Source organism: Janibacter hoylei PVAS-1, from assembly GCF_000297495.1.
Lineage (GTDB): Bacteria > Actinomycetota > Actinomycetes > Actinomycetales > Dermatophilaceae > Janibacter > Janibacter hoylei.
This window is the reverse complement of the sequence record NZ_ALWX01000014.1, coordinates 33,882-48,823: the sequence shown is the minus strand read 5'-3', so window position 1 is coordinate 48,823 and position 14,942 is coordinate 33,882. Positions and strand designations below refer to the sequence as shown.

Genomic DNA, 14,942 nt, shown 5'->3' with positions numbered 1-14,942 from the left:
CGACCGAGATGAGCATGTCGATCACCTGCGACGGGTGCGGCCTGTCGTGGGCCGGGGGACGCGGCCCAGCAGCGGTGCTCGCCCAGCCACGACGGGCGGCCGACCCCCCGCTTCGTGCGGATGCTCTGGGAGATCCCGCGCTTCCACCGGGCCGCACGAGCCCTCCTGCACGGACCGGCGGAAGGGAGGTCCCCGCACGACCCGACGTGGGGCGAGTTCCTCGAGGAGGGCGGCTTCTCGTCGTACTTCGTGGCGCACTTCGCGCTCCCGCTCGTCTCCTGCGTCTGGTCGTCCGGGGACGATGACTCGCTCGGCTACCCCGCCCGGCACCTCTTCGCCTTCCTCGAGCACCACGGCATGCTCAGCGTCTCCGGCTCGCCCACGTGGCGCACCGTCGTCGGCGGATCCGCCACCTATGTCGACGCTCTCGCCGCGCGACTGGGCGAGGTGCGCACCAGTGCTCCGGTCACCTCCGTGACGCGACACGACGACGGCGTCGACGTGCGCACCGCCGCCGGGGTCACGTCCTTTGACCGGGCGGTCGTCGCGACCCACGCGGACCAGGCGCTCGCGCTGCTCGCCGATGCGACACCGCAGGAAGAGGAGGACCTCGCCGCCATCCGGTACTCCCGCAACGCGACCGTGCTGCACCGCGATGCCAGCCTGCTCCCGACGGCACCGAGGGCCCGGGCCTCGTGGAACTACCGCAGCGCCACGTGCGGCGGCGCCGACCGCCCCCGGGTCACCTACTGGATGAACCGGCTGCAGGGCTTCGACGAGACCGGTGACCAGCTGCTCGTGTCGCTCAACTCCGCTGACGACTTCGCCGAAGGGAGTGTCGTCGCTCGGATGGACTACGCGCACCCGGTCTTCACCCGCGAGGCGGTCGCTGCTGCCGCCCGCCTGCGCACCGCCGGCGGCGACCGGCTCGCCTTCGCCGGGGCGCACCTGGGGTGGGGCTTCCACGAGGACGGGTGCCGGTCGGGGGTCGAGGCCGCGCAGCGTCTGGGGGTGTCGTGGTGACGACCGCGCCCACGCTCATCTCGCTGCCGACCCTGCCGAGCCTCGTCGTCGGGACGGTGAGCCACCGACGACGGACCCCGATGGAGCACGCCTTCACCCACCGGCACTACCAGTGGCTCGTCGATGTCGACGACCTGCCGCGGCACCGGTGGCCGCTGTCGCTCCTCACCCGCATCACCGCCGATGGCCACCTCGACGACGGCCGGCTCGGCGGGGGGATCCGCGGCGACCTCGAGCGGTTCCTCGCCCGCCGCGGCACGACCCTCGCGGCGGACGACCGGATCGTCATGCTCACCCACGCCCGTGTCCTCGGGCACGTCTTCGACCCGCTCACCGTCTACTGGTTCCTCGCGCCCGACGGAGGGCTGCGCGCCACGGTCCTCGAGGTGCACAACACCTACGGCGAGCGGCACGCCTACCTGCTCGAGCTCGACGACCGAGGGCGTACGCGCACCGACAAGCAGTTCTACGTCTCGCCCTTCAACGACACCCGCGGCACCTACGATGTGCGCATGCACCTCGACGCCGACCGGGTCGCGGTCACCGTCGCGCTCGACCGCGACGGCGAGCGGGTGCTCACGGCGACGACCACCGGGGCGATCCGGCAGGCGTCTCGAGCTGCGGTGGTGCGCACCGCCCTTCGCCACCTGCCCATGACCTGGCGGGTCACCGCCCTGATCCGACTGCACGGCGTCTGGCTGTGGGCCAGGCGCCTGCCCATCCAGCCCCGCAGCCCCCACCACCAGGAGGACCTGAGATGACTGCCCCCGCCCTCGACCGACCGCTGTGCCTGCGGCGGCCCTCCCTCCGACCGTGGTGTGTGCGCGCGCACCTGGCCCGCCCGATCCTCACCACCGTGCTCGGCCGGGTCCCGGTGCGGGTCACCCTGCCGGACGGAAGCGCTCTCGGCGGTGCGGCGGACGACCCGACCGCGCCGACCCTGCGGATGCTGCGCGCCACCGCGCTCTACGAGCGGATGGCGCACCACCCCAAGATCGGTCTGGGCGAGGGCTACATGGCCGGCGACTGGGACGCCGCGCCGGGCACCGACCTCGCCGACGCGCTCGTGCCCTTCGCCGAGCGGCTGCCGACCCTGGTGCCGCCGGTGCTGGCTCGGATGCGCCGGGTCGTCGACCGGCGCATCCCGGCCGCCACCCGCAACACGCTGACGGGGTCGCGCGCCAACATCGAGGCGCACTACGACCTGAGCAACGAGCTCTTCGCCGCCTTCCTCGACGAGACGCTCAGCTACAGCTCGGCCATCTTCGACGAACGCCGACCGGTGGCCGAGCAGACCCTGGCCGACGCGCAGCGCGCCAAGATCGAGGCGGTGCTCGACGCCGCAGACGTGCGGGCCGGCGCCCGGGTCCTCGAGATCGGGACCGGGTGGGGGTCACTCGCGATCGCTGCCGCCCGGCGGGGGGCCCACGTCACGACGATCACGCTGTCGGGCGAGCAGGCCGAGCTTGCCCGACAGCGCATCGCGGCTGCCGGGCTCGCCGACTGGGTCGAGGTCCGGCTGCAGGACTACCGCGAGGTGACCGGGCAGTTCGACGCGATCGTCAGCGTCGAGATGATCGAGGCGGTCGGCGAGGAGTACTGGCCGACCTACTTCCGCGCGATCGACGACCTGCTCGCCCCCGGAGGGGTGGCCGCGATCCAGTCGATCCTCATGCCGCACGAGCGCTACCTCGCGACCCGGCGGTCCTTCGGCTGGATCCAGAAGCACATCTTCCCCGGCGGTCTGATCCCCTCGACCCGGGCGATCGAGGAGACGACCGAGCGGCACGCCTCGCTGCGGGTGACGAGCGCGCGCCACTTCGGTCAGGACTACGCGGTGACGCTGCGCCGGTGGCGCGAGCGCTTCCTGGAGCAGTGGCCGACGATCTCCGCGGCGGGCTTCGACGAGACCTTCCGGCGCACGTGGGAGTTCTACCTCGCCTACTGCGAGGCCGGCTTCGCCGCCGGCTACCTCGACGTGGCACAGATCCGCCTCGAGCGCGAGGTGCTGTTGTGAGCAGCCTGGTGGGGCAGCGGGTCTGGCTCGTCGGGGCGTCGAGCGGCATCGGCGCGGCTCTCGCCGAGGAGCTGCACGAGCGCGGCGCGATCGTCGCCGTGAGCGCGCGCCGGGCGGATCGGCTCGACGAGCTGTCCCGCGGGCGCTTCGCCACGGTGCCGGTGGACGTGACCGACCACGCCGCGGTGCTCGAGGGGGCACGGCAGGTGGGCGAGACCATCGGGCCCATCGACACCGTCGTGTGGTGTGCCGGCTACTGGCACACCTTCGACGCGACCGACTGGCAGGCCGAGGAGTTCGCCCGGCACGTCGAGGTCAACCTCCTCGGGCTCGGGCACGTCGTCGACGCGACCGTGCCAGAGATGGTCGCCCGCGGCCGTGGTCACCTCGTGGGCGTCGCCTCGGTCGCCGGATACCGCGGCCTCTCCGGGGCCGAGGCCTATGCCGCGACGAAGTCGGCCCAGATCACCCTCCTGGAGTCGATGCGAGCGTCCTTGTCCGCGAAGGGAGTTCGCGTCACGACCGTCTGCCCCGGCTTCGTCCGGACGGAGATGACGGAGAGCAACTCCTTCCCCATGCCCTTCATCATCGACGCCGACGAGGCGGCGCGCGAGATCGCCGACGGCCTCGAGTCGGGCCGACCCGAGATCGTCTTCCCGTGGCCCATGGCGGTGACGATGAAGCTCGCCCGCCTCCTGCCCGTCCGGGCTTGGACGGTGCTGTCGTCGCGCCTGGCGGGCCGAGCATGACGAGCGTGCTGTGGTTTCGCCGGGACCTGCGCCTCACCGACCACCCGGCGCTCCTCGCCGCCCACGACGAAGGGGAGGTCCTGCCCCTCGTCGTGCTCGAGCCGGGCCAGGTGGCCGACGAGCGCCCGCCGGCGCGGCGGCTGCGGCGCTCGCTCGCCGCACTGCACGGGGCGACCGGGGGTGCGCTCGTGGTCCGGGTCGGCGACCCCGTCCACCTCGTGCCACGAGTCGCCGAGGCGGTGGGTGCGGAGCGGGTCCACATCACCCGGGACACGACCCCGCAGGGGCGCGAACGTGACGCCGCAGCCGCCGACGAGCTCAGCGCTTCGGATCGCGAGCTGGTGACGACCGGCAGCCCCTACGCCATCGGGCCGGGCCTGGTCCGCACGAGTGAGGACACGCCCTACAAGGTCTTCACCCCCTTCGCCCGGGCCTGGCGGGACCACGGCTGGCCTGAGCCCGCGGGGCGGCCCGACGTCGAGTGGAGGCGCGAGGCCGACCTGCTCGAGGGTCTCGGCGACGACGCACTCCCGGCGGTGCTGGCCGCGGCCGACGAGGAGGCGGTCGACGGACGGGCCGGGGAGGAGGCCGCCCTGGAGCGGTGGCGTACCTTCCTCGACGACGACCTCGCCGACTACGGCACCGCACGGGACCGACCCGACCTCGACGCGACGAGCCGGATGTCGGTGCACCTCGCCCACGGCGAGATCCACCCGCGCACGATGCTCGCTGACCTCGCCGCCCACCCGGACGGCGGCTCCGAAGGCCTGCAGCGCTTCGTCACCGAGCTCGCCTGGCGCGAGTTCTACGCCGACGTCCTCTGGCACCGACCGGACTCGGCCTGGCGCGACCTGCGGGGTGCGCTCGCCGACCTGCCCTACGACGAGGGCCCGGAGACCGACCGGCTCGTCACGGCCTGGCGCGAAGGGCGCACCGGGTACCCCTTCGTCGACGCGGGGATGCGTCAGCTCGCCGCCGAGGGGTTCATGCACAACCGGGTGCGGATGGTCGCCGCGAGCTTCCTCACCAAGGACCTGCACGTGTGGTGGCCGGTCGGGGCACGCCACTTCCTCGACCACCTGCTCGACGGCGACCTCGCCTCCAACAGCCACGGCTGGCAGTGGGTCGCCGGCACCGGGACGGACGCGGCGCCGTACTTCCGCGTCTTCAACCCCGTGCGGCAGGGCGAGCGATTCGACCCCGACGGTGCCTACGTGCGCCGCTGGGTGCCGGAGCTCGCGCACCTGCCCGGCGCGACGGCGCACTCCCCGTGGGACCACGACGAGGGCCATGCGCACGGCTACCCGCAGCGGGTCGTCGACCACGCGGAGGAGCGACGTGAGGCGCTGGACCGGTACGAGCGGACTCGGGCATGATCCACCCCGTGGTGGAGCTGCGGGCATTCATCTCAGCAGCGGTTGTCGCGCCGGTGCCGCGTGATCACCGGGAGCCCGACGCGCTGGTGCGCCGACGCCGGGTGGTCAGCGCGCTGACCCTCATCGTCGGGGCGGTCGTCCTCGCGGTCACCCTGCGCATCCCGCCGGGTGACGAGTCCTTCTACGTCGGCGGGCTGGCGCTCGCCGCGGTGTGGGCGGTCGGGGGCCTGGCGGCCGGGAGGTTGCACCTCGGGTGGGCGCACACGCGCGATTCCGGACTGGCACGACCGGTGGTGCAGCCCGTGGCACTGGCGCTGCTCTCCGTCGGGGTCTTCGTCGCCGGCGCCGTCGTCGTCGGCGCGGTGCCGTGGCTGGCCGACCGGGTCGACGCGGTGCTCGACCACGCCCGCTACGGCTCGCTGCCGATTGTCTGGCTCATCACCGTCGTGACGGGGGTCGGCGAGGAGCTCTTCTTCCGCGGGGCCCTCTTCGCCGCGGTCGGTGGTCGGCACGCGCTCGCCGTGACGACCCTCGTCTACACACTCGTCACCGCCGCCACCGGTAACGTCATGCTCACCTTCGCCGCCCTGCTGCTGGGGTTGCTCACCGGGGCCCAGCGTCGGGTCACCGGGGGAGTGCTCGCCCCGATCATCACCCACGTCATCTGGTCCAGCTCGATGCTCGTGCTCCTTCCACCCGCCCTCGACCTCCTGAGGTAAGCCACCCATGACCGAAAACTCCACGCCCTCCGCCGCGGCGGAAGAGCCCGGCACCGCACTCGTCACCGGCGCAACCGGCTACATCGGAGGGCTGCTCGTGCCTCGGCTGCTCGACGACGGCTGGACGGTGCGGGTCCTCACGCGATCGAGCGAGCGGCTGCGCGGCCGCGACTGGATCGACCGCGTCGAGGTCGTCGAAGGCGACGCGACATCAGGCGATGACCTGCGCCGGGCCCTCGCGGGCACCGACGTCGCCTACTACCTGCTGCACTCGATGGACGGGCACGGTGACCTCGCCCGGCGGGACCGCCAGCTCGCGGAGGGCTTCGTCGCGGCGGCGAGCGAGGCCGGGGTGGGGCGCATCGTCTACCTCGGCGGGCTCCATCCCGAGGGCGCGGACCTGTCGGTGCACCTCGCCTCGCGCGTCGAGGTCGGTCAGGTGTTGCTCGACGGGCCCGTGCCTGCCGCGGTGCTCCAGGCGGCGGTCGTCCTCGGTGACGGCTCGGTGTCCTTCGACATGCTGCGGTACCTCACCGAGCGGCTGCCCGTCATGGTGGCACCGCGATGGTTGCGCAATCGCATCCAGCCGATCGCGGTCGACGACGCGCTGCACTACCTCGTGGGTGCGGCGAGTCTGCCGGCCGAGGTCAACCGGACCTTCGACATCGCCGGACCCGAGGTGCTCACGTACGAGCAGATGATCCAGCGCTTCGCCGCGGTCACCGGACTGCGTCGTCGACTGGTCCTCCGGGTGCCCGTCCTCACACCGTGGCTCGCCAGCCACTGGGTCAGCCTCATCACCCCGGTCGATGCCGGCGTGGCCAAGCCGCTCGTCGGCAGCCTCGTGCACGAGGTGGTCCGCCGCGAGGAGGACCTCGACGACCTCGTGGGGGTGCCCGAAGGGGGTCTGCTCGGCTTCGACGACGCCGTCCGCCGGGCGATGGGCTGAGCGTGACGCGACAGGGGGGCCGCGCGCGTCAGCTCGTCAGTCGGGTGCGGGTGCCGACGACCTCGAGGGTGTCGACGGGCTCGTCCTGGAGGTCGGCGGTGGTCGCGATGTCCTGCCAAGTGCCGCCGTTGACGCGGTACTGGCCGGTGAGGCGGGCGTCGACCTTGACGTCCATGTCACCGGTGTCCGTGTAGGTGTGGGTGACGTCGCCGTCCGGGTAGGTGCCGCCGGCGCTGCTCGTCCACCGGGATGTCGTGTCGTCGCCGAAGTCGTAGCGGTAGTCGCGCGCTGAGATCTTGAACTCGACGGTCCACGACAGCAGCGTGACCGGCTTGCTGACCTCGCCCGGCTCGAGTCCTGCGTCGTCGGGCCACGAGGCCTCGTAGTACGTCGGCAGGTTGATGAGGGTGCGCATGCCCTTGGGCTGGACCGAGACGCTGGGTTGGCTGAAGGGCAGCTCCTTGAAGGCGGTCTGGATCTGGGCGAAGGTTGGTACGGGCGGCGGCTCCACGGCGACGGTCACCGGCGGCTCGCTGGGGGCTCCCGGGATGGTCACGGAGTCGGGGACGCCGCACGAGACGCGCACCGCGTCCCAGGGTCCGTTGTTGACCCGGACGTAGGTGACGGTGGGTGGGTCGAAGTAGTTGGGGTCGCCGGACTGCGTGATGCACCCGGTCCGCGCGCCGTCGCAGTTGGCGGTGCCGGGCGTGCAGGGGCCGTACTTGACCTCGATCTTGTCCTTCTGCGCTGCTCCTCGGACGTGGGGCTTGGCGATGTTGGCTGACAGGGGTGTGCCTTGGGGGCGGATGGGAGTTCCGCCTGCGTCGGCGCCTTGGCCGTACCGGGGGATATCCCGTGAGTTTCAGCCGAGAGTTCAGCCGCCGAGTCCGTCAGCGTGCCTTCCGGGTCGCCCGTGAGCGCGGGTGGCATCGCCACCATCCCGGCGATGATCGCAGTCAAGGCGAAAGATCTATGAACTGACTCGGTCATGTGACGACCCAATCTTGGATGTGCCACCGACCGCTCTTCCACACGACGTGCTCGGTGAGCGTGTACTGCGTCGCCTCGACGGTGCCGTTGGACTTGCCCTTGGAGTCCACGCGATCGTGTTCGTCGACCTTCACCGACATGGAGACCTTGTAGCCCTCGTCTGGGCGCTTGGTGGCCTCGACCTTGCTGACGTGGTATGGGTTCTTGCTCCGGGTCCAGCCCTTGGCCGCATCGTTCTTGATCTTGTCGACGCCATTCGAGCAGATCGTGCAATCGGTTGCGCCGAGCGCTTTTAGCGTGGAGGTGTCGCCCGTGTGGGCGGCCTCCCCGTACGTCATGAAGTAGTACTCCCCGAAAGCTGCCGCGCCCTCCTTCGTCTCCTCCCGAGCTTCCTCGGGCAGGTCAGCAGGCAGGTCATCACTGCTCGTCCCACCGCTCGAGCTCGACCCGCTGCTCGAGGACCCGGACCCCGATGTGCTCGACCCCGACGCCCCGGAGCTCGAGCTCTGCGAGGTCGGCTCCTTCGTCTCGAAGGGCTCGGTCGGCTCCTCGTCACCGCACGCGGCGAGCGCGCTGACCATGACCAGAGCGGCTGCGCAGGCGGCGGTGCCTCGGTGAAAACGCACGGGGACTCCCCTTCGTCGACGGCGAGGCGCGCCGTCGCGGGCCCCCTGAAACTGTCATCAACGGTAGCCATTTGTCGGCCTTTCGCATCTCGAAGATCCACAGGCACACCCCATCGCGGTGCTTGCGTCAACCGGCCACATCCGGTCTGCTGGAGGTGGGCTGCGACAGGGGGTTGCGGCCGAAGGGGGAGCAGTCATGCGACGCAGCATCACCTGGTGGGCCGTCCCGGTGGCCGCCGTGGCCCTGACCGCCTGCGGGTCCGACACGCCGACCCGGACTACCGAGACGAGCACCGCGAGCTCACGGACGACGACGACCTCGTCGACGACCACGACAGCTGAGCCGAGCTCGTCCAGCAGCACCTCGGCGACCGCGACCACGTCGACGACGACATCGCCGACGTCGTCGTCGACGACGAGCCCGCCATCGACCTCCTCGAGCACCGGAGGCGCTGCCACGACGATCTCCACGGTCTGGGTCGACGACTCGTGGACCGTGGAGCAGCTCACGGACGACCTGTGCGCCCAGGGGGCGGCCTCACCGAATCGACCTTTTCGAAGCAGGACGAGATCTTCACCTGCGGCCCGACCGCGGCGAGCGCCAAGGCCTGCACCTTCGCCGACGGGGGCAAGACGACGTGCATCACCGACCCCTTGGGGCGCAAGGCGATCCGCTTCACCTCGCCGACCGTCGACAACTGGGACGGGCAGATGCACCCGCGCGGCCAGGAGGTCATCCCGATGTACGTCGTCCTCGACGACGACACGACGTGCGCGGTCGCAAGCCACGACCACGGTCAGCACTGGCAGGGGAGGTTCAGCTGGTACCCGTGCAGCGACGGCTCCGAGCTGCTGACGGACGAAAAGATCGAGGACACCTTCGACAGCGATGCCGCCGCGTGGACCGTCGATCGCTCCGTCGACCAGGGCAAGCCGACGTCGACGCGGGTCAAGACCGCGGTCTACGCGGGCACGCGCTGACGGGTCAGCTGACGGTCCAGGCCTTCATCTCCCAGCCGTCCGACCACTCGAGCTGAGCCGTCACGGTCTGGCTCTCCGCGTCGACGGACTCCACGGTCTTGCCGGAGGAGTCGACCCGCTCGTGCGCCTTGACCTTCACGTCGAGCGTGACCTCCACGCTCGCCCTCGGGTCGCCCGTGGCCTTGACCTCGGTGATGGTGTAGGGGTTGGTGCTGAGGGTCTGCCCCTTGCTGTGATCGGCATCGATCTGGGCCACGGCGTCGTCGCAGGCCGTGCAGTCGCTCGCGCCCAGGGACTCCAGCGTCGTCGTGTCTCCGGACTCGCCCGCCCGGCCGAGGACGTCGACGTAGTGATATGCGAAGGTCTCGGCGCCCGAGCGCGTCTTGTGCCCGGCGACCGGGGGCAGCATGTTGCCCGTGTCGACCACGATGGCGTCCGACGTGCTCGACCCGCTCGCGGAGGGCGAGCTCGATGTGCTGCCGGACTCGCTGGATACGGCCGTGGACGTCGGGTCCGAGCCGCCTGCGGTGCTCGTGTCCTCGGCGCACGCAGTGAGCGCGACGGCCACGGTCATGGCAGCCGCGCTGGCGGCAGCCCCCCGATGAAAACGCACGTGTCATCCCCTTCGTCGACGGGCAGGGCGTGTCCACCGCCCTGCACAACTGCCGTCCACGGTACTGATCGGTCTGGGTCCTGCCATGTCGGGGGAGGTGACGACCGATCGCCCCGCCGGTCGGCCGGCGGAGTGTGGCGCGCGGCGGGTCAGCGGGGCGGCTGCTCGACGTGGGTCGGGCCCGTCATCAGGGTCCGCTCCACCCAGGCCATCGCAAAGGGGAGCCCCGCGATGGACAGCAGTCCGGTCGCCGAGAGGGCGACCCAAGTGAGATCCATACCTCCACGGTGGCACCACCCGGCCCGCGGGGCGTGCCGAACCGCCAGCCCGCGCCAGTCGAGACCGGATCTTGACCCTCCTGCCCGGGGGCGTGCTCCTTGCGATGATGGCGCCATGTCTGTGCAGCCCGGCCACCATGAGGGCCGTCGAGTCCTGCCCGGAGGGGTGAGCCCGGCCTCCTTCGTCGTCATGACCGGGGTCGGGGTGTTCTTCGCGATCCTGCCCGCCGTCGTCAAGGCTCCGTGGTGGCAGGGGATCCTGGCCGTCCTGCTCGTCGTCGGCCTCTTCACCGTCGTCACGGCCCGGGAGACTCAGCGCACCGTGACGATCACACCCACTGAGGTGCGCGAGCGTGGTCTGGTGGGCACCCGGGTCATCCCGCGCTCGGCCATCGCCGAGGTCGTCGTCGTGCGCGAGCTGCAGCTGAGCGGCGTTGGTGGCCTCGTCGGGCTGCTGGGCGATGATGGCCGCTGCCTGCGCCGGTGGCAGACCAGCCTGTGGCCGCCGGAGACGATCGACGCCCTCGTCATGGCCGGCCGCAGCCACAACGTCGTCGCCGGGCAGAGCGTGGAGGACGTGCGCCGGCGGTGGCCTCGACTGCTGCGGTGGCAGTGGGTGCACCGACCGCTCGCCATCACGCTCGCCGTCGTGGTCGGCGTGGCCGTCATGGCAGCCGTCCTGGTGGTGATCACCCGGCTTACCACCTGAGCCGGACCCGACCGTGGGGCACCGTCAGGTGATCAGCAGGGCAGGGGCGACCGGCGAGCCGCCGGTACGTCGCGGGTCGAGCTGAGCCATCTCCTCCTGCGGGGTGCGTCGCGTCCACCTGCCCCGGGTGTCGCTCGACGCCCGAGGCCGCTAGGCGATGCGGTAGAGCGTCGCCGGGCGGCCTCGCTGGGCGGCCGACCGGACGACCTCGCCGCCTCGGGTCACGGGCGTGAGCTGGGGCTTCATCCGTCGGGCGAAGTTGTCCTTGTGCAGCTCTTCGCCGATGACGGCCTCGTGCACCTTGCGCAGCTGGTGGAGCGTGAAGGGCTGCGGGAGGAAGCCGTCGGGGTCCGGCGGGGGGCTGTCGTTGCGGTAGCGGAACTCGTAGCGCTCGCGCAGCGATTCGACTGCGGCAGAGACGATCTCGTCGTGGTCCCAGAGCATGTCCCGGCCGGTCGCGGCGGCCACCTCGTCGACGGGGAGGAGCTCTCCCTTCGCTCCCGTCAGCTCGAGCTCGGGCATGGAGACGGAGTAGGCGACCGAGATCGCCCACGTGCGGTCGTCGCGGTCGGGTGCGTCGAAGAGGCGCAGCAGGCGCGGGGGCGTGACCTCGGTCGGGCGCACGCCGACCTTGTGCTCGAAGACCTCGCGCACGGTCTCGTCGATGGTGTGCCGCTCGCGGAGGAATCGGCCGGGCAGCACCCGGCCGTCCGGGTCGGTGCGCTCCTGGACCAGGACCCGCAGGGCCGCGTCGTCGGTGCCCGGGTCGGTGACCGTGAGGACCGCGAGGTCCACGGTGACGCCGGGGCGGGGGTAGCTGTCGAGGGTGCGGCGAGCCATGTCGTGCACTTTAGCGCGGTTGAGGTGTTATAGTTAGCTCATTCAAGGGGTTAAATGAATGGGAGGGGATGTGATGACCATGACCGAGCAGGAGATGGCGGCGGGCGTCGAGGAGATCCACGCCGCGTGGAAGGCCTTCGAGCGCAAGCTGCTGACGCTCGTCGAGGCGATGGCGCACCCGCAGGACCGGCTGGTCCTCGAGGTGGGGGAGCAGGTGGAGGTCCCGATGGTGGCCTTCCGCATGCAGAGCGGCGCGCTCTGCGCGACCGTCGGTGACGACGAGTACACCGAAAACCACGCGATCGGGCGGGAGCCGCTCGTCCACCGGGCGATCATGGTGCTGCGCAACATCGTCGGCGTGCCGCACCCGCAGCTGCTGACGCACAGGGCGGATGGTCCGGTCGCGCAGATGTCGCCGGTCCTCGGTCTGGCCTGGACGGGGGGCCTGCGCACCGCTCCCGACGTGTACGCCGAGACCGACCGGGAGGCGCTGGTCGACATCGTCGAGGACGCTCTCAATGGCGTCTACGACGTCGGCCGCGACGAGGACGACGACCTCTATCTCGAGCACCTCGGCCAGCGGGTCTGGGTGCAGGTGCTGCCGGATGCGCCGGCCACCGTGATCAGCACCCGCGTGGCCCACGGGGCGCGCTCGCGCCGGCAGGCCGCGGTCGAGGTCGGGATCCTCAACCGCTCCAACCCGTGGATCTGGTGGCAGGTCATCGGTCGTGACATCGTCCAGACGGCGACGGTCGAGACCATGCCCTTCGCCCCGCACCACCTGATGACGACCATGGCGGTCTTCCTCGACGCCATGACGACCCGAGACGACCTGGCGCTGCGCGTCGGGGGAGAGGTGGCCTGATGCGACTCACCAGTGCACAGATGGACCGCGCCTGCGGTGCCCCTCTCTGCTCCGCGGTGGGCGATGCCCTTGGCGCCGGCTACGAGTTCGGTTGCGCCGCAGTCGGACCCGACGGTCCCGCCATGATCGGCGGCGGCCTCGGCAACTTCGCCCCGGGCGAGTGGACCGACGACACGGCCATGACCTGGCCGGTCCTCGCAGCCGCGGCGAAGGGGGTGGACCTCGCCTCCCCGGAAGCGCTGGACGAGGTCGCCCAGGGTTTCCTCGACTGGTACGCCTCCAGCCCGGCCGACATCGGCACCCAGACCCGCCAGGTCCTCTCCTCGCTCCGCCACACCTCGCCCCGTCACGCATCGCCCCGTCAGACCTCGCTCCCTGAGGAGCTTGCTCTGCAAGCGTCTCGAAGGGAGTCCCTTCGAGACGGCGCTGGCGCGCCTCCTCAGGGACCGGACGAGCCCCTCGCCACCCGCATGGCCCAGGCCGCCGCGGACCTGCACGCTCGGACTGGCCGCACCGGCGGCAACGGCTCGCTGATGCGCACTTCACCGGTCGCGCTGGCGCACCTCGACGACCCGCAGCGCCTCACGGCGGCCGCTGAGGCGGTCTCGGCGCTGACCCACACGGACGAGCGCGCGGGGCAGGCGTGCGCGCTGTGGTCGCACGCGATCCGGCACGCGGTGCTCGAGGGGGAGCTCGACGTACAGGTCGGGCTGCCGTACCTGTCCGACGAAGCGCAGGGCTTCTGGACCGCCCGCATCACCGAGGCCGAGGCACAGGAGCCGGCGACCTTCACGCCCAACGGTTATGTCGTCACCGCGTTCCAGGCTGCGTGGTCGGCGATCCGCCACACGCCGGTGCCCGACGAGATGCCCTGCCGGCACCTCCAGCACACGCTCGACACCGCGATCCGCATCGGCAACGACACCGACACGGTCGCGGCGATCGCCGGCGGCCTGCTCGCCGCTCGGTGGGGTGCGTCCGCGGTCCCGGCCGAGTGGCGTCGGATCGTGCACGGCTACCCGGGGCGCACTGCGGAGGACCTCGCCGAGGCGGCCACCCTGGCCGTGCGGGGTGGCCGCCCCAATGCCTACGGCTGGCCCGGGGTGGAGCGCATCGACTACCACCAGGCCCGCCGCTCGGTCCTCGTGCGGCACCCCTTCGACGACGGCGTCTGGCTCGGCAACGTGCTGGCCCTCGACGAGCTGCCCGAGGAGATCACCGCGGTGGTCAGTCTCTGCCTCACCGGCTCACGGCAGGTGCCGGCGGGCATGGTGCACGTGCCCTTCCGCCTCATCGACGAGCCAGGGGCCTGAGGCCAACCCCAACCTCGACGCCGTCCTCACCGACGCGGCCCGCACGGTGGCCTCCCTTCGGGCCGAAGGCCACCGGGTGCTCATCCACTGCGTCGCGGCCCAGTCCCGCACGCCCACCGTGGGCATCGCCCACGCGCTGGAACTCGGGGTCGACCTCGAGACGGCGACGCGGGAGGTCGTCGCCGCGCTGCCGGAGGCGTCGCCCAACCGGGGATTCCGGGCGGCGCTGGAGAGCTACGCGCAGGGGGTCAGTGGGCGACGGTGAACCGCTGCCGGCGGTGCTTGCCCTGCTCGATCTCGTCGACGAAGGCCAGGGCGAAGTCCGTGCCGGAGATCTCCGAGTTGCCCTCGGCGTCGGTGACGAGCTCGTCGCCGCCGAGCCGGTAGCTGCCAGTCGTCTCGCCGGGGGCGAAGGAGCCGAAGAGCGCGGCCGGGGAGACGTAGAACCAGTCGAGCTCCTGCGGGCCGGCGCGCAGGGCGTCGAGCACCTTGGCGTGGGAGAGGGCCTCGGGCTTCCAGTCGTCGTGGAAGTCCGGGGTGTCGACGAGGCGGGGACCGCCCTTCGTCACGTGGAGTGAGCCGGCACCGCCGACGAAGGAGAGGCGGGCACCGTGCTCGATGGCGGCAGCGGTGAGCCGGGCGACGTGGTCGACGAGCGGGGAGCCGCCGACGTCGGCGCCGTGCGTGGCGACGACGAGGTCGTCGGCGTCGGTGGCGGCCTGCGCGAGGACGACGTCGTCGGTCAGGGAGCCGGTGCGGTACTCGACGCCTTCGGCCTGCTCGGCCGGGGCGGTGCGGCTGTAGGAGATGACCTGGTGGCCGCGGGAGGCGGCTTCGCGGGCGATGTTGCCGCCGGCGTAGCCGGTGCCGCCGAAGATGACGATGGTGCTCATG

At 71.7% G+C, this 14,942-nt stretch carries 19 protein-coding genes; 12 read left to right on the top strand and 7 right to left on the bottom strand.

What is annotated here, in order from left to right:
* Positions 1-120: 120 nt before the first annotated feature.
* From B277_RS18745 to B277_RS03440, 7 genes are read left to right on the top strand one after another with little or no spacing between them, the layout of a single operon-like run.
* Positions 121-1,023, top strand: a complete 903-nt coding sequence (locus B277_RS18745; protein WP_238539363.1) for an NAD(P)/FAD-dependent oxidoreductase — start codon at positions 121-123, stop codon at positions 1,021-1,023.
* Entirely contained in the window at positions 1,020-1,784 is a 765-nt protein-coding gene (locus B277_RS03465) for a DUF1365 domain-containing protein (RefSeq protein ID WP_238148040.1), read from the top strand. Before B277_RS18745 ends, B277_RS03465 begins: the two co-directional genes overlap by 4 nt.
* On the top strand, positions 1,781-3,040 hold the full coding sequence (locus tag B277_RS03460; RefSeq protein WP_007925227.1) for an SAM-dependent methyltransferase: 1,260 nt from the start codon (positions 1,781-1,783) through the stop codon (positions 3,038-3,040). Before B277_RS03465 ends, B277_RS03460 begins: the two co-directional genes overlap by 4 nt.
* A complete protein-coding gene (locus tag B277_RS03455) occupies positions 3,037-3,789 on the top strand; it encodes an SDR family NAD(P)-dependent oxidoreductase (RefSeq protein WP_007925226.1) in 753 nt (250 codons plus the stop codon). The genes B277_RS03460 and B277_RS03455 overlap by 4 nt, the downstream gene beginning before the upstream one ends.
* A complete protein-coding gene (locus tag B277_RS03450) occupies positions 3,786-5,165 on the top strand; it encodes a cryptochrome/photolyase family protein (RefSeq protein ID WP_007925217.1) in 1,380 nt (459 codons plus the stop codon). Before B277_RS03455 ends, B277_RS03450 begins: the two co-directional genes overlap by 4 nt.
* The gene (locus B277_RS03445; protein ID WP_007925215.1) at positions 5,162-5,884 is read left to right on the top strand and encodes a CPBP family intramembrane glutamic endopeptidase; all 723 of its coding nucleotides are present in this window, start codon (positions 5,162-5,164) and stop codon (positions 5,882-5,884) included. Before B277_RS03450 ends, B277_RS03445 begins: the two co-directional genes overlap by 4 nt.
* A gap of 7 nt (positions 5,885-5,891) precedes the next feature.
* Positions 5,892-6,833, top strand: a complete 942-nt coding sequence (locus B277_RS03440; protein ID WP_007925213.1) for an NAD(P)H-binding protein — start codon at positions 5,892-5,894, stop codon at positions 6,831-6,833.
* A 28-nt stretch (positions 6,834-6,861) separates the two neighbouring features.
* On the opposite strand, the gene B277_RS03435 is transcribed toward B277_RS03440, so the two are convergent.
* The 3 genes from B277_RS03435 to B277_RS03425 form a co-directional block, all read right to left on the bottom strand.
* Positions 6,862-7,356, bottom strand: a complete 495-nt coding sequence (locus B277_RS03435) for a hypothetical protein (RefSeq protein ID WP_156811724.1) — start codon at positions 7,354-7,356, stop codon at positions 6,862-6,864.
* Between the two features lie 463 nt (positions 7,357-7,819).
* Positions 7,820-8,449, bottom strand: a complete 630-nt coding sequence (locus B277_RS18110; protein WP_007925210.1) for a DUF6318 family protein — start codon at positions 8,447-8,449, stop codon at positions 7,820-7,822.
* 57 nt (positions 8,450-8,506) lie between these two features.
* Positions 8,507-8,959, bottom strand: a complete 453-nt coding sequence (locus tag B277_RS03425) for a hypothetical protein (RefSeq protein ID WP_007925208.1) — start codon at positions 8,957-8,959, stop codon at positions 8,507-8,509.
* A 9-nt stretch (positions 8,960-8,968) separates the two neighbouring features.
* Here B277_RS03425 and B277_RS03420 point away from each other — a divergent pair, with 9 nt between their 5' ends.
* On the top strand, positions 8,969-9,430 hold the full coding sequence (locus tag B277_RS03420; protein ID WP_007925205.1) for a hypothetical protein: 462 nt from the start codon (positions 8,969-8,971) through the stop codon (positions 9,428-9,430).
* Between the two features lie 4 nt (positions 9,431-9,434).
* Here the strand turns inward: B277_RS03420 and B277_RS03415 are convergent, their stop codons facing one another.
* Together B277_RS03415 and B277_RS19440 are read right to left on the bottom strand one after the other, a co-directional pair.
* Positions 9,435-10,004 carry a DUF6318 family protein gene (locus B277_RS03415; RefSeq protein ID WP_128276871.1) on the bottom strand — a complete coding sequence of 190 codons (570 nt, stop codon included), beginning with the start codon at positions 10,002-10,004 and terminating at the stop codon, positions 9,435-9,437.
* Positions 10,005-10,192: 188 nt separating this feature from the next.
* A complete protein-coding gene (locus B277_RS19440; protein WP_272948427.1) occupies positions 10,193-10,321 on the bottom strand; it encodes a hypothetical protein in 129 nt (42 codons plus the stop codon).
* Between the two features lie 115 nt (positions 10,322-10,436).
* Between B277_RS19440 and B277_RS03410 the strand changes: the two genes are divergently transcribed.
* The gene (locus B277_RS03410; protein ID WP_128276872.1) at positions 10,437-11,030 is read left to right on the top strand and encodes a hypothetical protein; all 594 of its coding nucleotides are present in this window, start codon (positions 10,437-10,439) and stop codon (positions 11,028-11,030) included.
* A gap of 150 nt (positions 11,031-11,180) precedes the next feature.
* On the opposite strand, the gene B277_RS03405 is transcribed toward B277_RS03410, so the two are convergent.
* Complete coding sequence (locus tag B277_RS03405) at positions 11,181-11,870, bottom strand: NUDIX hydrolase (RefSeq protein ID WP_007925201.1); 690 nt, start codon at positions 11,868-11,870, stop codon at positions 11,181-11,183.
* 79 nt (positions 11,871-11,949) lie between these two features.
* Between B277_RS03405 and B277_RS03400 the strand changes: the two genes are divergently transcribed.
* Genes B277_RS03400 through B277_RS17285 form a run of 3 tightly spaced genes read left to right on the top strand, consistent with a single transcriptional unit; the run spans position 11,950 to position 14,313 of the window.
* Positions 11,950-12,735, top strand: a complete 786-nt coding sequence (locus tag B277_RS03400; RefSeq protein WP_040880700.1) for a T3SS (YopN, CesT) and YbjN peptide-binding chaperone 1 — start codon at positions 11,950-11,952, stop codon at positions 12,733-12,735.
* Positions 12,735-14,048, top strand: a complete 1,314-nt coding sequence (locus B277_RS17290) for an ADP-ribosylglycohydrolase family protein (RefSeq protein ID WP_128276873.1) — start codon at positions 12,735-12,737, stop codon at positions 14,046-14,048. Before B277_RS03400 ends, B277_RS17290 begins: the two co-directional genes overlap by 1 nt.
* Before the next feature lie 46 nt (positions 14,049-14,094).
* A complete protein-coding gene (locus B277_RS17285; RefSeq protein ID WP_051987832.1) occupies positions 14,095-14,313 on the top strand; it encodes a protein-tyrosine phosphatase family protein in 219 nt (72 codons plus the stop codon).
* Here B277_RS17285 and B277_RS03390 read toward each other — a convergent pair.
* Positions 14,297-14,941 carry an NAD(P)-dependent oxidoreductase gene (locus tag B277_RS03390; protein WP_007925199.1) on the bottom strand — a complete coding sequence of 215 codons (645 nt, stop codon included), beginning with the start codon at positions 14,939-14,941 and terminating at the stop codon, positions 14,297-14,299. The two genes, B277_RS17285 and B277_RS03390, sit on opposite strands and share 17 nt — an antisense overlap.
* Position 14,942: the final 1 nt, after the last annotated feature.